This is a genomic window from Parahaemophilus parainfluenzae (genome assembly GCF_001055095.1).
Taxonomy (GTDB): domain Bacteria; phylum Pseudomonadota; class Gammaproteobacteria; order Enterobacterales; family Pasteurellaceae; genus Haemophilus_D; species Haemophilus_D parainfluenzae_Z.
In genome coordinates, this window is sequence record NZ_JVHG01000025.1 from 99,510 (window position 1) to 117,995 (window position 18,486).

Annotated in this window: 18 protein-coding genes; 8 read left to right on the top strand and 10 right to left on the bottom strand. The window is 39.7% G+C overall.

Features of this window, described 5'->3' with window-relative positions:
* Positions 1-59: 59 nt before the first annotated feature.
* The 7 genes from trxB to grpE all read right to left on the bottom strand — a co-directional run bounded on the left by trxB (position 60) and on the right by grpE (position 8,716).
* Positions 60-1,013 carry a thioredoxin-disulfide reductase gene (gene trxB, locus ADA56_RS08275; RefSeq protein WP_005699879.1) on the bottom strand — a complete coding sequence of 318 codons (954 nt, stop codon included), beginning with the start codon at positions 1,011-1,013 and terminating at the stop codon, positions 60-62.
* Between the two features lie 90 nt (positions 1,014-1,103).
* Positions 1,104-1,961 (bottom strand): co-chaperone YbbN, encoded by an 858-nt coding sequence (locus ADA56_RS08280; protein WP_049370114.1) that lies wholly within the window; start codon positions 1,959-1,961, stop codon positions 1,104-1,106.
* Between the two features lie 113 nt (positions 1,962-2,074).
* Positions 2,075-3,391 (bottom strand): nucleobase:cation symporter-2 family protein, encoded by a 1,317-nt coding sequence (locus ADA56_RS08285; protein ID WP_049370115.1) that lies wholly within the window; start codon positions 3,389-3,391, stop codon positions 2,075-2,077.
* Positions 3,392-3,525: 134 nt separating this feature from the next.
* The gene (locus tag ADA56_RS08290) at positions 3,526-4,923 is read right to left on the bottom strand and encodes a DASS family sodium-coupled anion symporter (protein ID WP_049370116.1); all 1,398 of its coding nucleotides are present in this window, start codon (positions 4,921-4,923) and stop codon (positions 3,526-3,528) included.
* A gap of 166 nt (positions 4,924-5,089) precedes the next feature.
* Positions 5,090-5,671 carry a uracil-DNA glycosylase family protein gene (locus tag ADA56_RS08295; protein ID WP_049370117.1) on the bottom strand — a complete coding sequence of 194 codons (582 nt, stop codon included), beginning with the start codon at positions 5,669-5,671 and terminating at the stop codon, positions 5,090-5,092.
* Between the two features lie 74 nt (positions 5,672-5,745).
* Complete coding sequence (gene nrdD / locus ADA56_RS08300; RefSeq protein WP_049370118.1) at positions 5,746-7,872, bottom strand: anaerobic ribonucleoside-triphosphate reductase; 2,127 nt, start codon at positions 7,870-7,872, stop codon at positions 5,746-5,748.
* A 268-nt stretch (positions 7,873-8,140) separates the two neighbouring features.
* Positions 8,141-8,716 (bottom strand): nucleotide exchange factor GrpE, encoded by a 576-nt coding sequence (gene grpE, locus ADA56_RS08305; RefSeq protein WP_014065056.1) that lies wholly within the window; start codon positions 8,714-8,716, stop codon positions 8,141-8,143.
* A 130-nt stretch (positions 8,717-8,846) separates the two neighbouring features.
* On the opposite strand from grpE, the gene ADA56_RS08310 reads away from it, so the two are divergent.
* The 8 genes from ADA56_RS08310 to ADA56_RS08345 all read left to right on the top strand — a co-directional run bounded on the left by ADA56_RS08310 (position 8,847) and on the right by ADA56_RS08345 (position 16,307).
* Positions 8,847-9,737, top strand: coding sequence for an NAD(+) kinase (locus ADA56_RS08310; RefSeq protein WP_049370119.1), 891 nt, complete (start codon positions 8,847-8,849; stop codon positions 9,735-9,737).
* Positions 9,738-9,814: 77 nt separating this feature from the next.
* The gene (recN, locus tag ADA56_RS08315) at positions 9,815-11,491 is read left to right on the top strand and encodes a DNA repair protein RecN (RefSeq protein ID WP_049370120.1); all 1,677 of its coding nucleotides are present in this window, start codon (positions 9,815-9,817) and stop codon (positions 11,489-11,491) included.
* A 179-nt stretch (positions 11,492-11,670) separates the two neighbouring features.
* The gene (gene metK, locus ADA56_RS08320) at positions 11,671-12,825 is read left to right on the top strand and encodes a methionine adenosyltransferase (RefSeq protein ID WP_005696483.1); all 1,155 of its coding nucleotides are present in this window, start codon (positions 11,671-11,673) and stop codon (positions 12,823-12,825) included.
* Positions 12,826-12,881: 56 nt separating this feature from the next.
* Positions 12,882-13,397 carry a SprT family zinc-dependent metalloprotease gene (locus ADA56_RS08325; protein ID WP_049370121.1) on the top strand — a complete coding sequence of 172 codons (516 nt, stop codon included), beginning with the start codon at positions 12,882-12,884 and terminating at the stop codon, positions 13,395-13,397.
* Between the two features lie 50 nt (positions 13,398-13,447).
* Positions 13,448-13,966, top strand: coding sequence for an opacity family porin (locus ADA56_RS08330; RefSeq protein WP_005696480.1), 519 nt, complete (start codon positions 13,448-13,450; stop codon positions 13,964-13,966).
* 154 nt (positions 13,967-14,120) lie between these two features.
* A complete protein-coding gene (locus ADA56_RS08335) occupies positions 14,121-14,465 on the top strand; it encodes an ArsC family reductase (protein ID WP_049370122.1) in 345 nt (114 codons plus the stop codon).
* A 26-nt stretch (positions 14,466-14,491) separates the two neighbouring features.
* Positions 14,492-15,625 carry a succinyl-diaminopimelate desuccinylase gene (gene dapE, locus ADA56_RS08340; protein ID WP_049370123.1) on the top strand — a complete coding sequence of 378 codons (1,134 nt, stop codon included), beginning with the start codon at positions 14,492-14,494 and terminating at the stop codon, positions 15,623-15,625.
* Between the two features lies 1 nt (position 15,626).
* Positions 15,627-16,307: a M15 family metallopeptidase gene (locus ADA56_RS08345; RefSeq protein WP_049370124.1), complete on the top strand. Its 681-nt coding sequence runs from the start codon at positions 15,627-15,629 to the stop codon at positions 16,305-16,307.
* A 40-nt stretch (positions 16,308-16,347) separates the two neighbouring features.
* Here ADA56_RS08345 and rapZ read toward each other — a convergent pair whose 3' ends face one another.
* From rapZ to lptB, 3 genes are read right to left on the bottom strand one after another with little or no spacing between them, the layout of a single operon-like run.
* On the bottom strand, positions 16,348-17,205 hold the full coding sequence (gene rapZ / locus ADA56_RS08350; protein WP_014065069.1) for an RNase adapter RapZ: 858 nt from the start codon (positions 17,203-17,205) through the stop codon (positions 16,348-16,350).
* Between the two features lie 31 nt (positions 17,206-17,236).
* Complete coding sequence (gene ptsN / locus ADA56_RS08355; protein ID WP_049370125.1) at positions 17,237-17,755, bottom strand: PTS IIA-like nitrogen regulatory protein PtsN; 519 nt, start codon at positions 17,753-17,755, stop codon at positions 17,237-17,239.
* Positions 17,756-17,758: 3 nt separating this feature from the next.
* Entirely contained in the window at positions 17,759-18,484 is a 726-nt protein-coding gene (lptB, locus tag ADA56_RS08360) for an LPS export ABC transporter ATP-binding protein (RefSeq protein ID WP_049364392.1), read from the bottom strand.
* Positions 18,485-18,486: the final 2 nt, after the last annotated feature.

Sequence of the window (18,486 nt, forward strand, 5' to 3'; positions counted from 1 at the left end):
TTCTTTAAAATCTCCCTTAACCCCTCTTGGCTAAAGAGGGGGAAAATAAATAAGGAAATTTATTCTTGTGCATCTAAATAACGTTCAGCATCTAATGCTGCCATACAGCCTGTACCTGCTGAAGTAATGGCTTGGCGATAGTTGTGATCCATTACATCACCCGCAGCAAATACGCCTTCCACTGACGTTGCTGTTGCATTGCCTTCAAGACCAGATTTCACCACAATATAACCGTTATTAAGTTCAAGCTGACCTTGGAAGATTTCAGTATTTGGCGCATGACCGATGGCAATAAATAAACCGTCTAATTTCACGTCTTCTTTTTCGCCGGTTTTCACGTTTTCTAAACGTACACCGGTTACGCCCATATTATCGCCTAACACTTCATTCAAAGTGCGGTCAGTATGAAGCACGATTTTGCCTTCTTCGACTTTTTTGTATAAGCGATCGATTAAGATTTTTTCTGCACGGAAGCTATCGCGACGGTGGATTAAGTGCACTTCAGAAGCAATGTTAGCTAAGTAAAGTGCTTCTTCCACTGCGGTATTTCCGCCACCGACAACCGCAACGGGTTTATTGCGATAGAAGAAACCATCACAGGTTGCACAAGCTGAAACGCCACGGCCTTTATAAGCGGTTTCAGATTCTAATCCGATATAACGTGCTGATGCCCCTGTTGCGATGATTAATGCATCACATGTGAAGGTTTGCATATCGCCATAAAGCTTGAACGGACGAGAAGATAAATCGACTTTGTTAATATGATCAAACACGATTTCCGTTTCAAATTTTTCAGCGTGTTGCAACATACGCTGCATTAAACCTGGGCCAGTGGTCATTTCAAAATCACCTGGCCAGTTTTCAATTTCATCCGTGGTAGTAAGTTGCCCGCCTTGTTGAAGACCTGTCACTAAAACAGGTTTTAAGTTTGCACGTGCGGCATAAATAGCGGCAGTATAACCTGCAGGGCCTGAACCTAAAATTAATAATTTGCTGTGTTTAACGTCTGACATAAAGAATCCTTTGTTATATAAAATAAAGCATGAGGCTTTTGGAATTCGTTCATTATAAAGCCTTCATGCATAAAAAAATAGTTGATCGTATTAGTAAAGCAATGAATACAGCAATCGGCGATATTTATTGGTGATAGGATCTGCGTTACCAATGGCTGATAAAATAGATAAAAACTGTTGTTTCACTTCACCATTTTCCGCAGAAAGATCTTGTTTAAGAATGCTAAATAATAAATCCAATGCTTCTTCGTTTCGATTGGCTTGATGTAGCTGAACTGCCAATTTCAACGCAATTTCAGGCGTTGGATTTTTCGCATAATCTGCTTGTAATTGCTGAATTTCTGGCGTATCAGCCGCTTTAATTAAAAGCTCAATCTGCGCTTGTAATCCATGCCAACGGCTGTCGCGATCCTGAATAGGGATTTGCGCTAAAATATCTGCCGCCGGCTCCGTTTTCTTCATCGCAATATAGGTTTCCGCATAAAGTAATGCCACATCGCTGTTTTTCTTATCTGAAAGCTCCCAAGCCTCTTTCAGTAATGGAAGGGCGGAGTTGTAATCTTCCACTTGTAAAAAATCTAAAGCTTTTTGGAATTTTAAATCTTCTTCTTTTGGCAAAATCGTACTCAAACGTTGCAATAAGCTGGCTTCATCTAATGCACCAGGGAACGCATCTATTGCTTGAGCTTCTTTGAAAAGATAGGTCGTAGGCAATGCTTGAATACGAAATTGAGCAGCAATCATTTGCTCTGTTTCACAATTGACTAAGCCGAGGATAAATTGTCCTTGATGTTGTTCTGCAACACGTTGTAGGACTGTTGCAAAATCAGCTGATTCTTTATGGCTTGGCGCATAAAAGTTAATGACAAGTGGCGTTTCAACAGAACGTTGCAACGTTTCAGTAAGATTTTGTTCGTTGAGCTCAACGAAGAAAGGTAAATCTGCCATTTTTATTCCTTGATAAATGGAAAATGATGCCTGATTTTAACAAAGTGCGGTCCGTTTTAGAAATGTTTTACAGGAAAAGAAAAGGGCAGTGTTAATCTGCCCTTATTCGCTATCTATTTTAATTCTTTTGTTTCTTCCACTTTATCTTCTGGAAGGACAAGGTTAAGAATTAAGGCAAGTAATGAGCCTACGGTAATGCCTGAACCGAGCACTTCTTTGAAGAAGTGCGGTAATTTATCAAGCAATTCTGGACGAGTCGTCACCGCTAAGCCACAGCCAATGGAAATGGCAATAATTAAACCATTACGTTTGCTACGCGCCACTTTATCTAACATTTGGATACCCGCGGCGATAATCATCGCGAACATCATTAAGCCTGCACCACCTAATACTGGTAATGGAATTGATACAATTAATGCACCGAATACAGGGAATAAACCGGCTAAAGCGAGAAGCACACCGGTTAGCGCAACCACGTGACGGCTTGCCACGCCAGTTAGAGAAATGACACCAATGTTTTGTGAGAATGATGAGAATGGCGTGGTGGACATAATGGCGGCTAAGGCTGATCCTAAACCATCGGCTAAAACCCCGCCTCGTAAATGTCTGCCAGTAATTTCGGTTTTGGTGGCATTACCTAGTGCTAAGAAGTTACCGCTTGATTCAACGATTGTCACTAAATAGGCAATGGACATGCCGATAATGCCTGAAATAGGGAAAGCTAAGCCAAAGTGCAGTGGTTGCGGAATCGCGAAAGTTTGTGCTTGTTTTACACCTTCAAAGCTTACCCATCCCATGGCTAAACACACAAGATAGCCTGTCATCATCCCAATAACGATCGCGGCTGCAGAGAAAATGCCTTTACCCCATTGCACGAGAGCTACCACGATCACTAAGACAAAGCTCGCCATCATTAAATTTTCTGGCGTCGCATAATTCGCATCACCACGTTGACCACCTGCAAACCAGTCAACGGCAACTGGAATCAGGCTTAAGCCGATCATCATAACGACAGTTCCCGTCACAAGTGGTGGGAATAATTTACGAATATACGGCATGAAAAAGCTGCCGATAATCATCACTAAGGAACCAATGAGAGAAGAACCTAATATACCAGCGATGCCATATTCACTGAAACCAATGGCAAGTGCAGCAGCAACGAAAGTAAAACTGGTCCCCATCACACTTGGTAAACGAATACCAATAGGCCCCAAGCCTTTACATTGGATAACGGTTACTACACCAGAAATTAAAAGTGCTGCATTAACTAATGTAATGGTATCTTCAGTCGGTAATTTTAAGACGTTACCAATGACCAATGGTACGGCAATAATTCCCCCGAGTGCGGCAAGTAAATGCTGTGCGGCAAGGAGTAAACTCAATCCGAAAGGTGGTTTGTCTTCCACTGTATAAAGCAGGTTGTTATTCATTTGGTTTCCCTAAGTAAAAAAATTGTGCGAATTATACGTTAATTTTCATTTACCGCAAACGTTTGCGTAAAGAAAATAAAAAAGTGCGGTTAAAAATCATCTTGTTTTTAACCGCACTTATTCGATTTTAAAGGTTACATCCAGAAGAGATAAGCAATTGTCCCGATAATTAGCATACAGGTTAAATCAATAAATTTACCCACGCGGATCATTTCGGATTGTTTCACAAAACCTGTCGAGTACACAATCGCATTCGGTGGGGTACCAACCGGCATCATAAAGGCACAGGATGCCCCTAGACCGATAATCATTGCAAAACCAAGTGGTGGCATATTCAGTGCATTTGCAATAGAAATAAAGATTGGAACCAGTAAAGCAGCACTTGCTGTGTTTGAGGTAAACTCAGTTAAACAGACAATAAAGGCTGCAACAATTAATGCCATCACATAGTAGTGACCGCCTTCAATAATGAAGACAATACCATCTGCCATGATTTTACTTGCACCAGACTGAGTCAATACAGAGCTTAAGGTTAAACCGCCACCGAAGAGGAACAGCACGCCCCATTCTGTATTTTCTTGTACTTGTTTCCAACTTGCGATCCCCGTTACACAAATGACAATCGCTGCGGAGAGTGCAACCATACTGTCAAAACTACCAATTGGTTTTGGTAAGCCTAATAATTGCGAAATAATAGGGTTAAGGTATCCACCAAAAATCCAAAGAATCGCTACGGTGATAAAAATGACCAAGGTTAAAACACGTTGTTTAGTCATATGAATTTTTTCAAATTCAGCAGCAAAATGAAGGCCTAATTTTGGTTTAAATACAATATATAACCAACCAATAATAAGCGGGAATAAAATTAACATCACTGGCGTGCCATACATTAACCAGTCAGCAAAATCTAAATGGAGCTGTGAAGCGGCAATGGCATTAGGCGGGCTTCCCACAAGCGTTCCCATTCCACCGATGGTCGCACTATAAGCGATCCCTAAAAGTACGAAGACATAAGTATTATGTTCTTCTTTTTGATCTAATTGACTGAGAATGGTCATTGAAAGCGGAATCATCATCGCTGCAGTCGCTGTATTACTCATCCACATAGATAAAAATGCGGTTGCTAAGAAAAGGTAAAGCACCGCAACAAAGAGACGACCTTTTGCTAATTGCATGATTTTATTAGAAATCATTTTGTCGATCTTTTGCACATTTAATGCGGTAGCAATCGCAAAACCACCAAAGAATAAGAAAATGGTAGGATCAGCAAAGGCAACAAGCGCCTCACGACTATTTACCAATCCGAGTAATACCGACAAAATAGGAACAAATAGCGCCGTGATAGTCACGTTTACCGCTTCTGTTAACCATAAAATAGCCACGAATGCCAATAATGCTAAGCCTTTATTGGCAGCAGGCTCAAAAGGAAGAATGTTTAATAAAACAAAAAAGAGAATCACATCAGCAAGGAATACCACTGCATTTTTATTCCAAGCTTTAGATTGCGAGTCCGTAATGGGAGTTTGTTGCATATATTTTTTCCTATATATTTTTTTCTATATATTTTAAGAAGTTGGCGATTCTAGCATAAGTGTGTTTAATCAGAAAATAGGGAGGTACTAAAAATTGATTAGTATTAAAGCAAAGAGCGGTCAAAATCAGATATTTTTGACCGCTCTTTATTCGTGGAATATTTGTTTAACGGGATAAAATCGCTTTCACTTGTTTTTGTAATGTTGGTACTATTTCTTGTTCAAACCACGGATTCTTCTTGAGCCAAATTTGGTTGCGTGGAGAAGGGTGAACAAGCGGAAGAAAGTGAGGAAGAAAATCACGAAAATGGTGAACCGTCTCAGTGACATTAAGGTTATTTTCTGGCAAATAGTATTTTTGTGCATATTGTCCAATAAGAATCGTCAGCTCAATATTAGGCAAATTAGCGAGAATTAGCGGATGCCATTTTTCTGCGAAGCCTTTGCGCGGTGGTAAATCACCGGATTTACCTTTTCCAGGGTAATAAAAGTCCATCGGGATGACAGCAAACAAACCAGAATGATAGAAGGTATCGCGATCCACACCGAGCCATTCACGTAGGCGATCACCGCTTTTATCATTCCAATATAAACGACTTTCTTGGGCTTTAATTCCGGGAGCTTGTCCGACAATGTTAATGCGAGCTGTCGTTGGTGCAGCAAAAAGCGGTTCAATGCCTTGTAACGTAAAAGATTGATTGTCGGGGTCTTGCATAATGGATTGTGTGATTTGACTAAGTGTTGGCATGATTCTTCCTTATTTATTGAAATAAAAATAGCTCATTTCTGATGAGCTATTTTATCATAATAACGAAACGACCATTATAGATGTTTTACACGGCGTTTTACTTCTTCCTGTTTACCCGCATTGAATGGGCGAGCATCAGGACTGCCGAGATAACCGCAAACTCGTCGGGTTACAGAGACTTTTGCACTGTCATGGTTGCCACATTTCGGACAAACAAAGCCTTTACTTGTGCAATTAAATTCTCCTGTGAAGCCACATTCGTAACATTCATCTATTGGCGTATTAGTGCCATAATAAGGCACGCGATCGTAGCTATAATCCCACACATCTTCGAGTGCTTTTAGGTTATGTTGAATATTTGGATATTCGCCATAACAAATGAAGCCCCCGCTTGCTAATTCAGGATAAGGCATTTCAAAGTCTAATTTATCGTATGGATTCACTTTTTTCTCTACATCTAAGTGATAGCTATTAGTGTAGTAGCCTTTATCGGTAACGCCTTCAATCACACCAAATTGTTTGGTATCTAAACGACAGAAGCGATCGCACAAGTTTTCACTTGGTGTGGAATAAAGGCTAAATGCATAGCCGGTTTCTTTCTGCCATTGTTTGACTGCTTCACTTAAACGACGCACAATTGCGATGCCTTTTTCGCGTAGTTGTTCATCGTCAAAAATATGTCCTTTTTTATACAGTGCATTGATGGTTTCGTGAATGCCAATATAGCCTAAAGAAATTGATGCTCGGCCATTTTTGAAAATATCGGCAACGTTATCATCAGCTTTTAATCGAACGCCGCAAGCACCTTCCATATAAAGAATTGGCGCGACACGGGCTTTGGTATTTTCTAAGCGAGCAATACGTGTAAGCAAGGCTTTCTTGGCTAGGGCTAAGCGTTCATCTAAAGTGCGGTAGAATTTTTCTTCGTTTCCTTGTGCTTCAAGAGCAATACGAGGTAGATTCAAACTCACCACACCTAAATTATTGCGACCATCATGCACTTCATGACCGTTTTCTTCATAAGCACCCAAGAAGCTACGACAACCCATTGGAGCTTTGAATGAGCCAGTGACTTTGATTACTTGATCATAGTTTAAAATATCTGGATACATGCGTTTTGATGCGCATTCTAATGCCAGTTTTTTAATATCATAGTTTGGATCTTGTTCGTTTTGGTTCACACCTTTTTTAATGGTAAAGACCAGTTTAGGGAAGACTGGCGTTTTGTGATTTTTACCCAAGCCACGAATACGGTTTTTCAAGATTGATTGCTGAATTAAACGTTCTTGCCAACTTGTGCCTAAGCCAAAACCAAAGGTAACAAACGGCGTTTGGCCATTGGACGTATGGAGCGTGTTAACTTCATATTCAAGGGATTGAAACGCATCAAAACATTCTTTTTCAATTAGCGCTTTTGCATAACCTTCAGCATCTGGAATTTGCCATTGGTCGGCATTTTTCAAATGTTTTTCAAAGCTGAGTTGAACATAAGGTGCAAGCACTTCATCAATACGATTAATGGTTGTACCGCCATAAATATGGCTGGCTACTTGAGCAATAATTTGTGCGGTAACTGCTGTTGCTGTGCCGATAGATTTAGGCGGTTCAATTTCGGCATTACCCATTTTAAAACCATGTGAAAGCATGCCTTTTAGATCAACGAGCATGCAGTTAAACATTGGGAAAAATGGCGCGTAGTCTAAGTCGTGATAATGGATTTCGCCTTTTTCGTGAGCTTCCACGACATCTCTTGGCAGAATGTGATGTTTAGCATAATGTTTGGCCACAATACCTGCCAGTAAATCCCGCTGGGTCGGGATCACTTTCGCATCTTTATTCGCATTTTCGTTAAGCAATTCGACGTTGCTTTGTTCAATCAGCCCTTCAATTTCTTTGGTTAATTGGCTGCGTTTTTCACGAGCAAGATCACGATCGTGACGATATTCAATATAAGCACGTGCAATTTGTGGATACTTGCTTGTCATTAAGTGATCTTCAACGATTTTTTGAATCTGGTTGATATCAATTTCATGCTGATAGTGACTAAAAATCTCGGTATTAATTCGCTGGCTCAGATCATGGATATAAATTTCATCAACAATATTGACCGCACTTGCCGCTTTTCTGATTGCATTAGTAATACGTTGTAGGTCAAACCCAATTCGTGAACCATCACGCTTAATCACGAAGAAAGCATTCATTTTATGACTCCTATATAGGCTAACTTTAAAAAAAAACGAAAGCACTATATATAGTTTTATTTAATAGATCAACACACAATATGTAGTGTTGTTTTATGTTTTTTGATGCTTGAAATTGTGGAGGAACCTTGCTAAATCTGGAAATCAAGAGAGTTTTTATTGAGAATTATTCTCAAATTATTTTTTAATAAATTTGATCTATGTCAAGATTTTTGGCAATAAAAAAACGGACGAAAAATCGTCCGCTCTTTAAGTCATAGAAAAGAAATTAAGCTGCAACCATTACCATGGCTGGGCGAATCACTCGACCATTTAAGGTATAACCTTTTTGTAAAACGGTGGTGATTTGATTAGTTGTAAAGCCTTCTGCTGGTTGCATAGAGATAGCTTGGTGAAGATCCGGATTAAAGGTATCGCCTACTGCACCAACAGGCTCGACACCAAAGCGAGAAACCGTTGAGAGTAACTCTTTTAAAGTCAGCTCGACACCATCGAATAGGGCTTTGATGTTTTCATCTTCCTTATTGGCTGGTGTGGCAAGCGCACGCTCTAAGTTATCAATGGTATTTAAAATGTCTTTTGAGAATTTTTCGAGCGCAAATTTATGTGCTTTTTCGATGTCTTGTTCGCTACGACGACGCATATTATCAATTTCTGCACGCGTACGGAGCAATAAATCTTGCTCTTTTTTAGAGGTTTCTTCTACTTGTGCTTTTAATTGTTCTTCAAGTTCTTGTACACGGGCAATCGCTTCTTCTAACGGATCTTCCGTTGCGGTGGTTTCCTGCTGAACTTCTTCAACAAGTTCTTCATTTTCATTTAAGTTTTGTGCTTGTTCTGACATCTTTTTCTCCATTTATCAAAAATTAGTGCTATTTTAGCAAAACTGAATTGCTATGTAATATAATGGCTAAAATTTTAAATTCAAGTGCGGTCAAAAATCAGTAAGTCTGTACTTGGGAGCAATCATAGTTATGGATGAATTAGTCAAATCATTTAAAACCATCGCCTTGATGGGAAAACCACGTCGCGATATTAATTTGCAAATGCATAAAAACTTGTATCAATGGCTGAAAGAGCGAGGATATCAAGTTTTAGTTGAAAAAGAGGTGGGTGAAAAATTCGGTTTACCGGAAGAGGTGTTAGCAACGGTTGAAGAAATTGGAGAGCAAGCTCAACTCGTGATTGTAATCGGTGGTGATGGCAATATGCTAGGGCGTGCTCGCATTTTGGCTAAATATAATATTCCAATGATTGGGATTAACCGAGGCAACTTAGGCTTTTTGACCGATATTGACCCGAAAAATGCTTATGCACAGCTCGAAGCGTGTTTAGAACATGGTGAATTTTTTGTAGAAGAGCGTTTTTTATTGGAAGCTAAAATTGAACGAAACGGAGAAATTATCTCCAGTAGCAATGCTGTAAATGAGGCGGTGATTCACCCCGCTAAAATTGCGCACATGATTGATTTCCATGTTTATATCAATGATAAATTTGCCTTTTCTCAACGTTCAGACGGCTTGATTGTTTCCACTCCCACAGGTTCAACCGCTTATTCGCTTTCCGCAGGCGGCCCAATTTTAACACCAAATTTAAATGCGATTGCCCTTGTGCCGATGTTCCCACATACACTTTCTTCTCGACCATTAGTAATTGATGGCGACAGTAAGATTTCAATTCGTTTTGCGGAACATAATACTTCACAGTTGGAATTAGGCTGTGATAGTCAAATTGCACTAGATTTTTGCCCAGATGATGTGGTGCATATTGAAAAAAGCCCTCACAAGCTACGTTTATTACATCTTAAAAATTATAATTATTACAATGTATTAAGTACAAAATTAGGTTGGCTTAAAAATTTCTAATCCCAAAAGTTAAAAATCTCTTTACTGTATATTGTGACAGTTATAATATATGAATATACAGTTAAGGAGATTTTTTTATGTTAACCCAACTTACCATCAATAATTTTGCGATTGTTCGTCAATTAGAGATTGAATTAGCGAAAGGAATGTCTGTGATCACGGGGGAAACCGGCGCAGGGAAATCCATTGCTATTGATGCGTTGGGGTTATGCTTAGGGCAACGTATTGAAACGTCTATGGTTCGAGAAGGGCAGGAAAGAGCTGAAATCTGCGCCTCCTTTTCTATTGAACCAACGAACCCCGCTTATCAATGGTTGCAAGAACAAGAATTGCTAGATCCTGATAATCCCTCCGATTGTATTTTACGCCGTGTCATCAATGCAGATGGGCGTTCTAAAGCCTTTATTAATAGCACGCCTGTATCGGCTTCTCAATTAAAAGAAATTGGTCAATATCTTATTCATATTAATGGGCAGCACGCTTCACAATTATTATTGAAAAATGACTACCAACTTCAGTTGGTGGATACATTTGCACATCATCATGATTTGCTCGCACAAATGCGAGAAGATTATCGCGCGTGGAAAAATCTCCAAACACAAGTTAAAACCTTCCAACAAAAAGTTACTGAAAATGAAGCGAAGAAACAGCTTTTACAATATCAGGTAGAAGAGTTGGATGAGTTTGCACTTCGTCCAAATGAATATTTAGAATTGGAAGAGGATCAACGTCGTCTATCAAATAGCGAACAGCTGACACAGTTATCACAATCAGCCTTACAGTTACTCAGTGAAAATGAGACCGTGAGTATCGATTCGATGCTTTATCGTGCGACACAGTATATTGATGAATTAAGTGAGTTAGATCCTCGCTATGCTTCTGTTCAAACAATGTTGAATGATGCACTTATTCAAGTGCAAGAGGCGACAAGTGAAGTGCAGCATCTTGCTTCTCATATTGAGCAAGATCCGATGTTATTACAAGAGATTGAACAACGTCTAGGTCAAGCTTTACAACTCGCTCGCAAGCATAATGTGAAACCTGAAGAGTTGGTGGAATGGCATCAAAAATTAAAAGCAGAATTGACCGCACTTTTAGATTTTTCAGAAAGTGAAGAACGCCTGATTCTAGAAGAAAAAGCTGCCTTTGAGAAAATGCAACGTACGGCAAAACAATTACATGAAAGCCGTTGCCAAGCTGCAGAGAAATTAGCCCAACAGGTTACACATTCTATCAAAGGACTTGCAATGGAAAATGCCGAGTTTTTTATTGAAGTGAATTCGGATTTAACTAAAGTTGCGTCAAATGGGGCAGATAATATCGTCTTTACTTTACGTAGTAATTTAGGACAACAAGCACAACCATTAGCAAAAGTGGCATCTGGTGGTGAGCTTTCTCGTATTTCATTAGCTATTCAAGTCTTAACATCAGATCAATCGGCGATTCCAACGCTGATCTTTGACGAAGTCGATGTTGGTATTAGCGGTAAAACCGCGAGTGTAGTGGGTAAATTATTACGTCAATTAGGCGATAAATGCCAAGTGCTTTGTGTGACTCATTTACCACAAGTCGCATGCCATGGACATCATCAATTTAATGTTGAGAAATTTACCGTTGATGATAAAACAGAAACTAAAATGACCGCACTTTCTCAAGAAGAGAGAGTTCCAGCTCTTGCAAGATTACTCGGCGGCAGTGAAATTACAGAGCTTGCCTTGGCGAATGCACAAGAAATGTTGGATTTAGTGAAGTAAAATCTGGTAAATAAATGGGCGTTTGTCGCCCATTTTATGCATTAATGAGCTGAATTCTGTCGTAAAGCTTAGGTTCTTCTTGTCACATTTCAAAAATACTTGATAGGAATGCTTGCTTATTAGTCAAAAAAGCGTATTATAGCCGTCTATACGTCAATACATCCAAAAGAAGAGAACTTATGTCTAGCTATTTATTTACTTCTGAATCGGTTTCAGAAGGACATCCAGATAAGATTGCCGATCAAATTTCTGATGCGGTACTTGATGAAATTTTAAAACAAGATCCTAAAGCTCGTGTGGCTTGCGAAACCTATGTAAAAACAGGGATGGCGTTAGTTGGTGGTGAAATTACTACATCAGCATGGGTTGATATTGAAAATCTCACTCGACAAGTCATTTGTGATATTGGTTACAAACACTCAGAGATGGGTTTTGATGGCAATTCTTGTGCGGTATTAAATGCGATTGGTAAGCAATCATCTGATATTAACCAAGGTGTGGATCGTGAGAATCCATTAGATCAAGGTGCGGGTGATCAAGGGATTATGTTTGGTTATGCGACAAATGAAACAGAAGTCTTGATGCCTGCGGCGATTACTTATGCGCATCGTTTAATGGAAAAACAAGCAGAAGTGCGTAAAAGCGGAAAATTAGCATGGTTACGCCCTGATGCGAAAAGCCAAGTGACCTTAAAATACGAAGATAATAAAATCGTGGGTGTGGATGCGGTTGTTCTTTCTACACAACATAGTGAAGAAGTGTCACAAAAAGAAATTTACGAAGGTGTGATGGAAGAAATCATCAAGCCAATTTTGCCAAGCGAATGGTTATCTCAACAAACAAAATATTTCATTAACCCAACTGGTCGTTTTGTGATTGGCGGGCCTATGGGTGATTGTGGCTTAACAGGTCGTAAAATCATTGTCGATACATACGGCGGCGCAGCTCGTCATGGTGGTGGTGCATTTTCTGGTAAAGATCCATCAAAAGTAGACCGTTCAGCTGCTTATGCTGCGCGTTATGTGGCAAAAAATATCGTTGCGGCAGGCCTTGCAGATCGTTGTGAAATTCAACTTTCTTATGCAATTGGTGTGGCAGAGCCAACTTCTATCATGGTAGAAACCTTTGGTACAGGAAAAGTATCAAACGAAGTATTGGTTAAGTTAGTGCGTGAATTCTTTGATTTACGTCCTTATGGTTTAATTAAAATGTTAAATTTAATTCAACCAATTTATCGCCAAACTGCTGCGTATGGACACTTCGGTCGTGAACAGTTCCCATGGGAAAAAGTAGATCGCGCTGAAGAATTACGTGCGGCAGCAGGTCTAAAATAAGTAAATTAAATGTATATGATAAAAACCGCTAATTTAGCGGTTTTTGTTTACTTAGTATGATGATGTCATCTCAAACTCAGTTTCGGCATTTAAAAATGCAGGTGCAACGCAAGCTTGCAGAAATATTACAACTCGCTGAAAATCACTTTCAAAGGAAGTTTTCAGTCCCGACAATCAGTTATGACTTGCGAGGTGTAAAGGCAGGCGTCGCATACTTGCAGAAAAATGAGATTAAATTTAACCGCACTTTGCTACTTGAGAACTCAGATGAATTTATTCGTCAGGTTGTTCCCCATGAATTAGCCCATCTTATTGTGTATCAAGTATTTGGTCGAGTGAAACCGCATGGACAGGAATGGCAAGCGGTGATGACACAGTTATTTAATCTTCCGGCTGATACTTGTCATCAATTTGATGTAGAGAATGTGCAAGGCAAAATGTTTGCTTATCAATGTGAATGTCAGACCCATTACTTAACGATTCGTCGGCATAATCGTATTCAACGCGATAAAATTGCCTATTTATGCCGAAAATGTCAGGGAAAATTGGTTTTTCATAGTGAAAATTCATAAGCAGTGTGGTATATTTCTAGTGTTTTCAATCAAATAACAGGGGTTATCCAATGAAAAAATCATTATTAGCTATCGTTGTCGGTGCATTAGCGGTTGCTTCAACTGCAAATGCAGGTTTATATGCAGAAGGTGATCTTGGTCTTTCAAGAACTAAATTAACCAATGGGGGTTCAAGCAAAACTAAAATTGAGCCACGTGTTGCAGTAGGTTATAAATTAGGTAATGTACGTGTAGCAGGTGATTATACTCATCATGGTAACTTCCAAGGCACTAAAGTTCAAGGTTTAGGTGCGACAGTATTCTATGACTTCGATACCAATTCTCAAATTGAACCTTATGTTGGTGCTCGTCTTGCGGCTAACCGTTTCAAATTTGAAGACCGCGCAGAACAACGTTATAAAAGCTCTTCTGAAACCAAAGTGGGTTATGGTGTAGTTGCGGGTGCTAAATATAAATTAGCAGACAAAGTGTATGCAAACGGTGGTTTAGAATATAACCGTTTAGGTAGCTTTGACGATACTAAAGTGAATAACTATGGCGCTAAAGTGGGCGTAGGTTACGAATTCTAATTTCCCTTTTGAAAAGTGCGGTTGATTTTTACCGCACTTTTTCTTTTGGATGCATAAGTTATATAGGGTTAATCTATTTGTGATTAATTCATGTAGCAGTTAAAATCCTCGTTCTAAATGAAATCGAGGATTTTTTATTTTTAGAGGTGAGAATATGATTATCGTTTATGGTATTAAAAACTGCGATACGGTGAAAAAAGCGTTGAAGTGGTTAACTGAACATAATATTGAACATAAATTGCATGATTACCGTGTTGATGGATTAGATACTCAATTCTTACAACAAGCAGAAGCACAATTTGGTTGGGAAAATTTAGTCAATAAACGCAGCACAACGTGGCGTAATCTTGATGAAAATGTGAAAAAGTCACTCTCAAAATCCACCGCACTTTCCGTTTTAGCCGAAAATCCAACGTTAATTAAACGCCCGATTATTTTGCAAGATGGTAAAGCTTTAATTGGCTTCAATGAAAAAGAATATAGTGCAGTATTTGCTTAAAAGAACAGGATTTCTTAGGAGTTTTTATGAAAGAAAAAGTGGTTTCTTTGGCACAAGACCTCATTCGTCGCCCCTCTATTAGCCCAAATGATGAAGGCTGTCAGCAACTAGTTGCGGAGCGTTTAGAAAAACTCGGCTTTCAAATTGAATGGATGCCTTTCAACGATACGTTAAATTTATGGGCGAAGCATGGTAGTGGTGGGCCCGTTATCGCTTTTGCAGGGCATACCGATGTGGTGCCAACGGGCGATGAAACACAATGGACTTATCCGCCGTTTTCTGCCGAAATTGTGGATGATATGCTTTATGGTCGTGGTGCGGCAGATATGAAAGGCTCATTGGCGACAATGATTGTGGCGGCAGAAGAATATGTGAAAGCTAATCCAAATCATAAAGGAACGATTGCTTTGTTGATTACTTCTGACGAAGAGGCTGCCGCGAAAGATGGCACGGTACGTGTTGTCGAAACCTTAATGGCGCGCGGTGAGAAAATCACTTATTGCATGGTAGGCGAGCCATCTAGTTCAAAAACATTAGGCGATGTAGTCAAAAATGGCCGTCGTGGTTCGATTACGGGCAACCTCTATATTCAAGGTATTCAAGGTCATGTAGCTTACCCTCATTTAGCAGAAAACCCAATTCACAAAGCAGCGCCGTTCTTACAGGAATTAACCACATATCAATGGGATAACGGCAACGAATTTTTCCCGCCAACCAGTTTGCAAATTGCGAATATTCATGCAGGCACAGGGAGTAATAATGTCATTCCTGGTGAGCTTTATGTGCAATTCAATTTACGTTATTGTACAGAAGTGACTGATGAAAGCATTAAGCAGAAAGTGGCGGAAATGCTTGAAAAACATGGTTTGAAATACCGTATTGATTGGAATTTATCGGGTAAACCATTTTTGACGAAACCAGGCAAATTATTAGATGCATTAACGACGGCTATTGAGCAAACAACCAGTATTACACCACAGGCAGAAACAGGCGGTGGCACCTCTGATGGGCGTTTTATTGCGTTAATGGGCACTGAAGTGGTGGAATTTGGACCACTTAATGCGACGATTCATAAAGTGAATGAATGTGTGAGTGTAGATGATCTAGCCAAGTGCGGTCAGATTTATCATCAAATGTTAGTGAATTTATTGGACAAGTAAGATGAAATTAACGCCAGAAATGTTAACCGGCAAATCTCGTGAACATTTGATCAATTTGCCTGCCCCTCATTCTCCGAATCATTTTTTGCAAGCAGAGGCAATGATAGCATTTCAAGGATTGCAACAAAGTGCGGCCAAAAATGGCTTTAATTTGCAGCCCGCGAGTAGCTTTCGTGATTTTGAACGTCAACAACTCATTTGGAACGGTAAATTTAACGGCGAACGCAAAGTGCATGATGATGCGGGAAATCCATTAGATTTAACGTCGTTCGATGATTGGCAAAAAGCACAAGCCATTTTACGTTGGTCAGCGCTTCCTGGGGGAAGTCGTCATCATTGGGGAACAGAAATCGATATTTTTGATCCTGATCTTTTGCCGCAAGGTCAATCTTTACAACTTGAACCTTGGGAATATGAAAGCGGTGGCTATTTTTTTGAGCTAAGTGAATTTCTCACTGAAAATCTACCGCACTTTGATTTTGTTTTGCCATTTATAAGCCAACCAGAAGGTAAAAAAGTGGGTCGAGAGCCTTGGCATATTAGCTATTTACCTTTAGCAGAACAGGCATCACGATTATTTACGCCAGACGTGCTATTGCAAGTTTGGCAGCATGAAACCGTAGCAGGAAAAGAAACGTTAATTGCGCATTTACCCGAGATTTTTGAGCAATATGTGGTTTAACAAAAAACGCAGCAAGCCGCTGCGTTTTTTTATGGTTTGATTAATTCTTTTTATTCTTTTCCAAGGATTTATGTTGAATTTTTACATTCTTGCCTTTGGCTTGGAAATATTCACCAATTTGTTGAGCGATGTAAACAGAACGATGTTTACCTCCTGTACAGCCGATAGCAATGGTGAGATAGCTTCGGTTATTTTGCTCTAACATCGGTAACCATGTTTCGATGTAATTACGCGTTTGGTAGATAAAATTATTCACTTCATCATGCGCAAGTAAAAATTGTGCAACAGGTTCATCAAGCCCCGTCATTGGACGAAGTTCTGGGTTCCAGTGTGGATTAGGTAGAAAACGTACATCAAAGACATAATCGGCATCAAGCGGAATGCCGTATTTAAAGCCAAACGACTCAACCACGATTTTAAGTTCTTTATCCGTATTACCACGTAAAACTTCTCTTAAACGTTCAGATAACGAATGAGTAGAAAGTGGTGCGGTATCAATAATAAAATTAGCATGCTGAATTAAAGGCTCAAGCTGTTGATATTCTAAATCAATCGCTGATTCAAGTGGGAGATCTTGAGCCGAAAGTGGATGAAGACGACGTGAATCGCTGTAACGGCGAATAAGTGTACTGCGATCGCTATCTAGAAAGATGATTTTGACGGAATAAGTGGCTTGAATATCTGTCAGAATTTTGTCTAAATCAGCACTTGAATGGGGAAGATTTCGAATATCGAGACTGATGGCAACAGCCGTTTGAGTTTTGGCGAGAATATTGGTGAGTTGAGGAAGTAAATCGAGAGGGAGATTATCCACGCAATAATAGCCCATATCTTCCAAAGCTCGTAATGCGACAGATTTCCCCGCGCCGGAGCGACCGCTGATAATAATAATTTCCATCTGCGTGATTCCTTATGGTTAGTTGGTTAGGTTATACCTCTTGAGGTTCAATATTATCTAAATTTGTGTCGTCTTCAGATTCCTCTGAATGATCAGCACATTCAAAAATTTGCCAAATTTCATCCGCACTTTGTGCTGAACGAAGTTGTTTAATTAAGTTTTTATCAGTTAATTTTTCATTGAGTTCTGCCAAAACAGGAATATATTCTTGGCAGTGATTTTCGGGTACGAGCACAGCAAAAACGATATCTACCGGCTTATTATCGGCGGCATCGTATTCGACAGGCGTTTCTAATTGCATAAATACCGTTAGTATTTTATCTGACACGGTAGTAGGTAACTTGGCTTTAGGCATAGCGACACCATTACCTAATCCTGAATTACCTAATTTTTCCCGCTCAAATAAACATTCAAAACAAGCCTGTTCACCATTTTCGCAGTGAAGTTTTTCCACAACGAAAGCGGCAATAGATTCAAATAATCGTTTCTTGCTAGAAAAAGCAACCCCCTGACGAATATCATCAGGGGAGAGCAATGTCGTAAATTTCATCGGTTATAGTTTAAATTGTTCGCCTAAATAGACACGTTTAACGTGCTCATCATTCATGACTTCTTCCGGTGTGCCGGTCGCGATAATTTTCCCTTCACCAACAATATAAGCGCGTTCACAAACATCAAGGGTTTCGCGTACGTTATGGTCGGTAATTAACACACCTAAGCCACGATTACGGAGATCTGTGATGATTTTCTTAATATCCGTGACCGAAATAGGATCCACACCCGCAAAAGGTTCATCTAATAAAATAAATTTTGGATTTGCTGCTAAGGCGCGCGCAATTTCCACACGACGACGTTCACCACCAGAAAGAGATTGTCCCAGGCTATCACGAATATGGCTAATATTGAACTCATCAATTAACTCATCCGCTCTCTCTCGGCGTTGTTCTGCAGTGAGATCTTTACGAATTTCTAATACCGCCATAAGGTTTTCATACACCGTTAAACGACGGAAAATAGAGGCTTCTTGTGGTAAATAGCCAATTCCTCGACGTGCACGTTCATGCATAGGTAACACGCTAATATCATCGCCATCAATGGTGATTTTTCCCTGATCGTGACGCACTAAACCGACGACCATGTAGAAAGTAGTGGTTTTACCCGCACCATTTGGACCAAGTAGACCAACAATTTCATTGGAGTTTACGGTTAAACTCACATCAGAAACCACTTTTCGGCTTTTATAGCTTTTTGCGAGGAATTCAGCTTGTAATACAGACATCG

Excerpts from the sequence above, each read along its gene's own strand:
- trxB (WP_005699879.1), bottom strand. The coding sequence starts at position 1,013 with ATGTCAGACGTTAAACACAGCAAATTATTAATTTTAGGTTCAGGCCCT.
- ADA56_RS08280 (WP_049370114.1), bottom strand. The coding sequence starts at position 1,961 with ATGGCAGATTTACCTTTCTTCGTTGAGCTCAACGAACAAAATCTTACT.
- ADA56_RS08285 (WP_049370115.1), bottom strand. The coding sequence starts at position 3,391 with ATGAATAACAACCTGCTTTATACAGTGGAAGACAAACCACCTTTCGGA.
- ADA56_RS08290 (WP_049370116.1), bottom strand. The coding sequence starts at position 4,923 with ATGCAACAAACTCCCATTACGGACTCGCAATCTAAAGCTTGGAATAAA.
- ADA56_RS08295 (WP_049370117.1), bottom strand. The coding sequence starts at position 5,671 with ATGCCAACACTTAGTCAAATCACACAATCCATTATGCAAGACCCCGAC.
- nrdD (WP_049370118.1), bottom strand. The coding sequence starts at position 7,872 with ATGAATGCTTTCTTCGTGATTAAGCGTGATGGTTCACGAATTGGGTTT.
- grpE (WP_014065056.1), bottom strand. The coding sequence starts at position 8,716 with ATGTCAGAACAAGCACAAAACTTAAATGAAAATGAAGAACTTGTTGAA.
- ADA56_RS08310 (WP_049370119.1), top strand. The coding sequence starts at position 8,847 with ATGGATGAATTAGTCAAATCATTTAAAACCATCGCCTTGATGGGAAAA.
- recN (WP_049370120.1), top strand. The coding sequence starts at position 9,815 with ATGTTAACCCAACTTACCATCAATAATTTTGCGATTGTTCGTCAATTA.
- metK (WP_005696483.1), top strand. The coding sequence starts at position 11,671 with ATGTCTAGCTATTTATTTACTTCTGAATCGGTTTCAGAAGGACATCCA.
- ADA56_RS08325 (WP_049370121.1), top strand. The coding sequence starts at position 12,882 with ATGATGATGTCATCTCAAACTCAGTTTCGGCATTTAAAAATGCAGGTG.
- ADA56_RS08330 (WP_005696480.1), top strand. The coding sequence starts at position 13,448 with ATGAAAAAATCATTATTAGCTATCGTTGTCGGTGCATTAGCGGTTGCT.
- ADA56_RS08335 (WP_049370122.1), top strand. The coding sequence starts at position 14,121 with ATGATTATCGTTTATGGTATTAAAAACTGCGATACGGTGAAAAAAGCG.
- dapE (WP_049370123.1), top strand. The coding sequence starts at position 14,492 with ATGAAAGAAAAAGTGGTTTCTTTGGCACAAGACCTCATTCGTCGCCCC.
- ADA56_RS08345 (WP_049370124.1), top strand. The coding sequence starts at position 15,627 with ATGAAATTAACGCCAGAAATGTTAACCGGCAAATCTCGTGAACATTTG.
- rapZ (WP_014065069.1), bottom strand. The coding sequence starts at position 17,205 with ATGGAAATTATTATTATCAGCGGTCGCTCCGGCGCGGGGAAATCTGTC.
- ptsN (WP_049370125.1), bottom strand. The coding sequence starts at position 17,755 with ATGAAATTTACGACATTGCTCTCCCCTGATGATATTCGTCAGGGGGTT.
- lptB (WP_049364392.1), bottom strand. The coding sequence starts at position 18,484 with ATGTCTGTATTACAAGCTGAATTCCTCGCAAAAAGCTATAAAAGCCGA.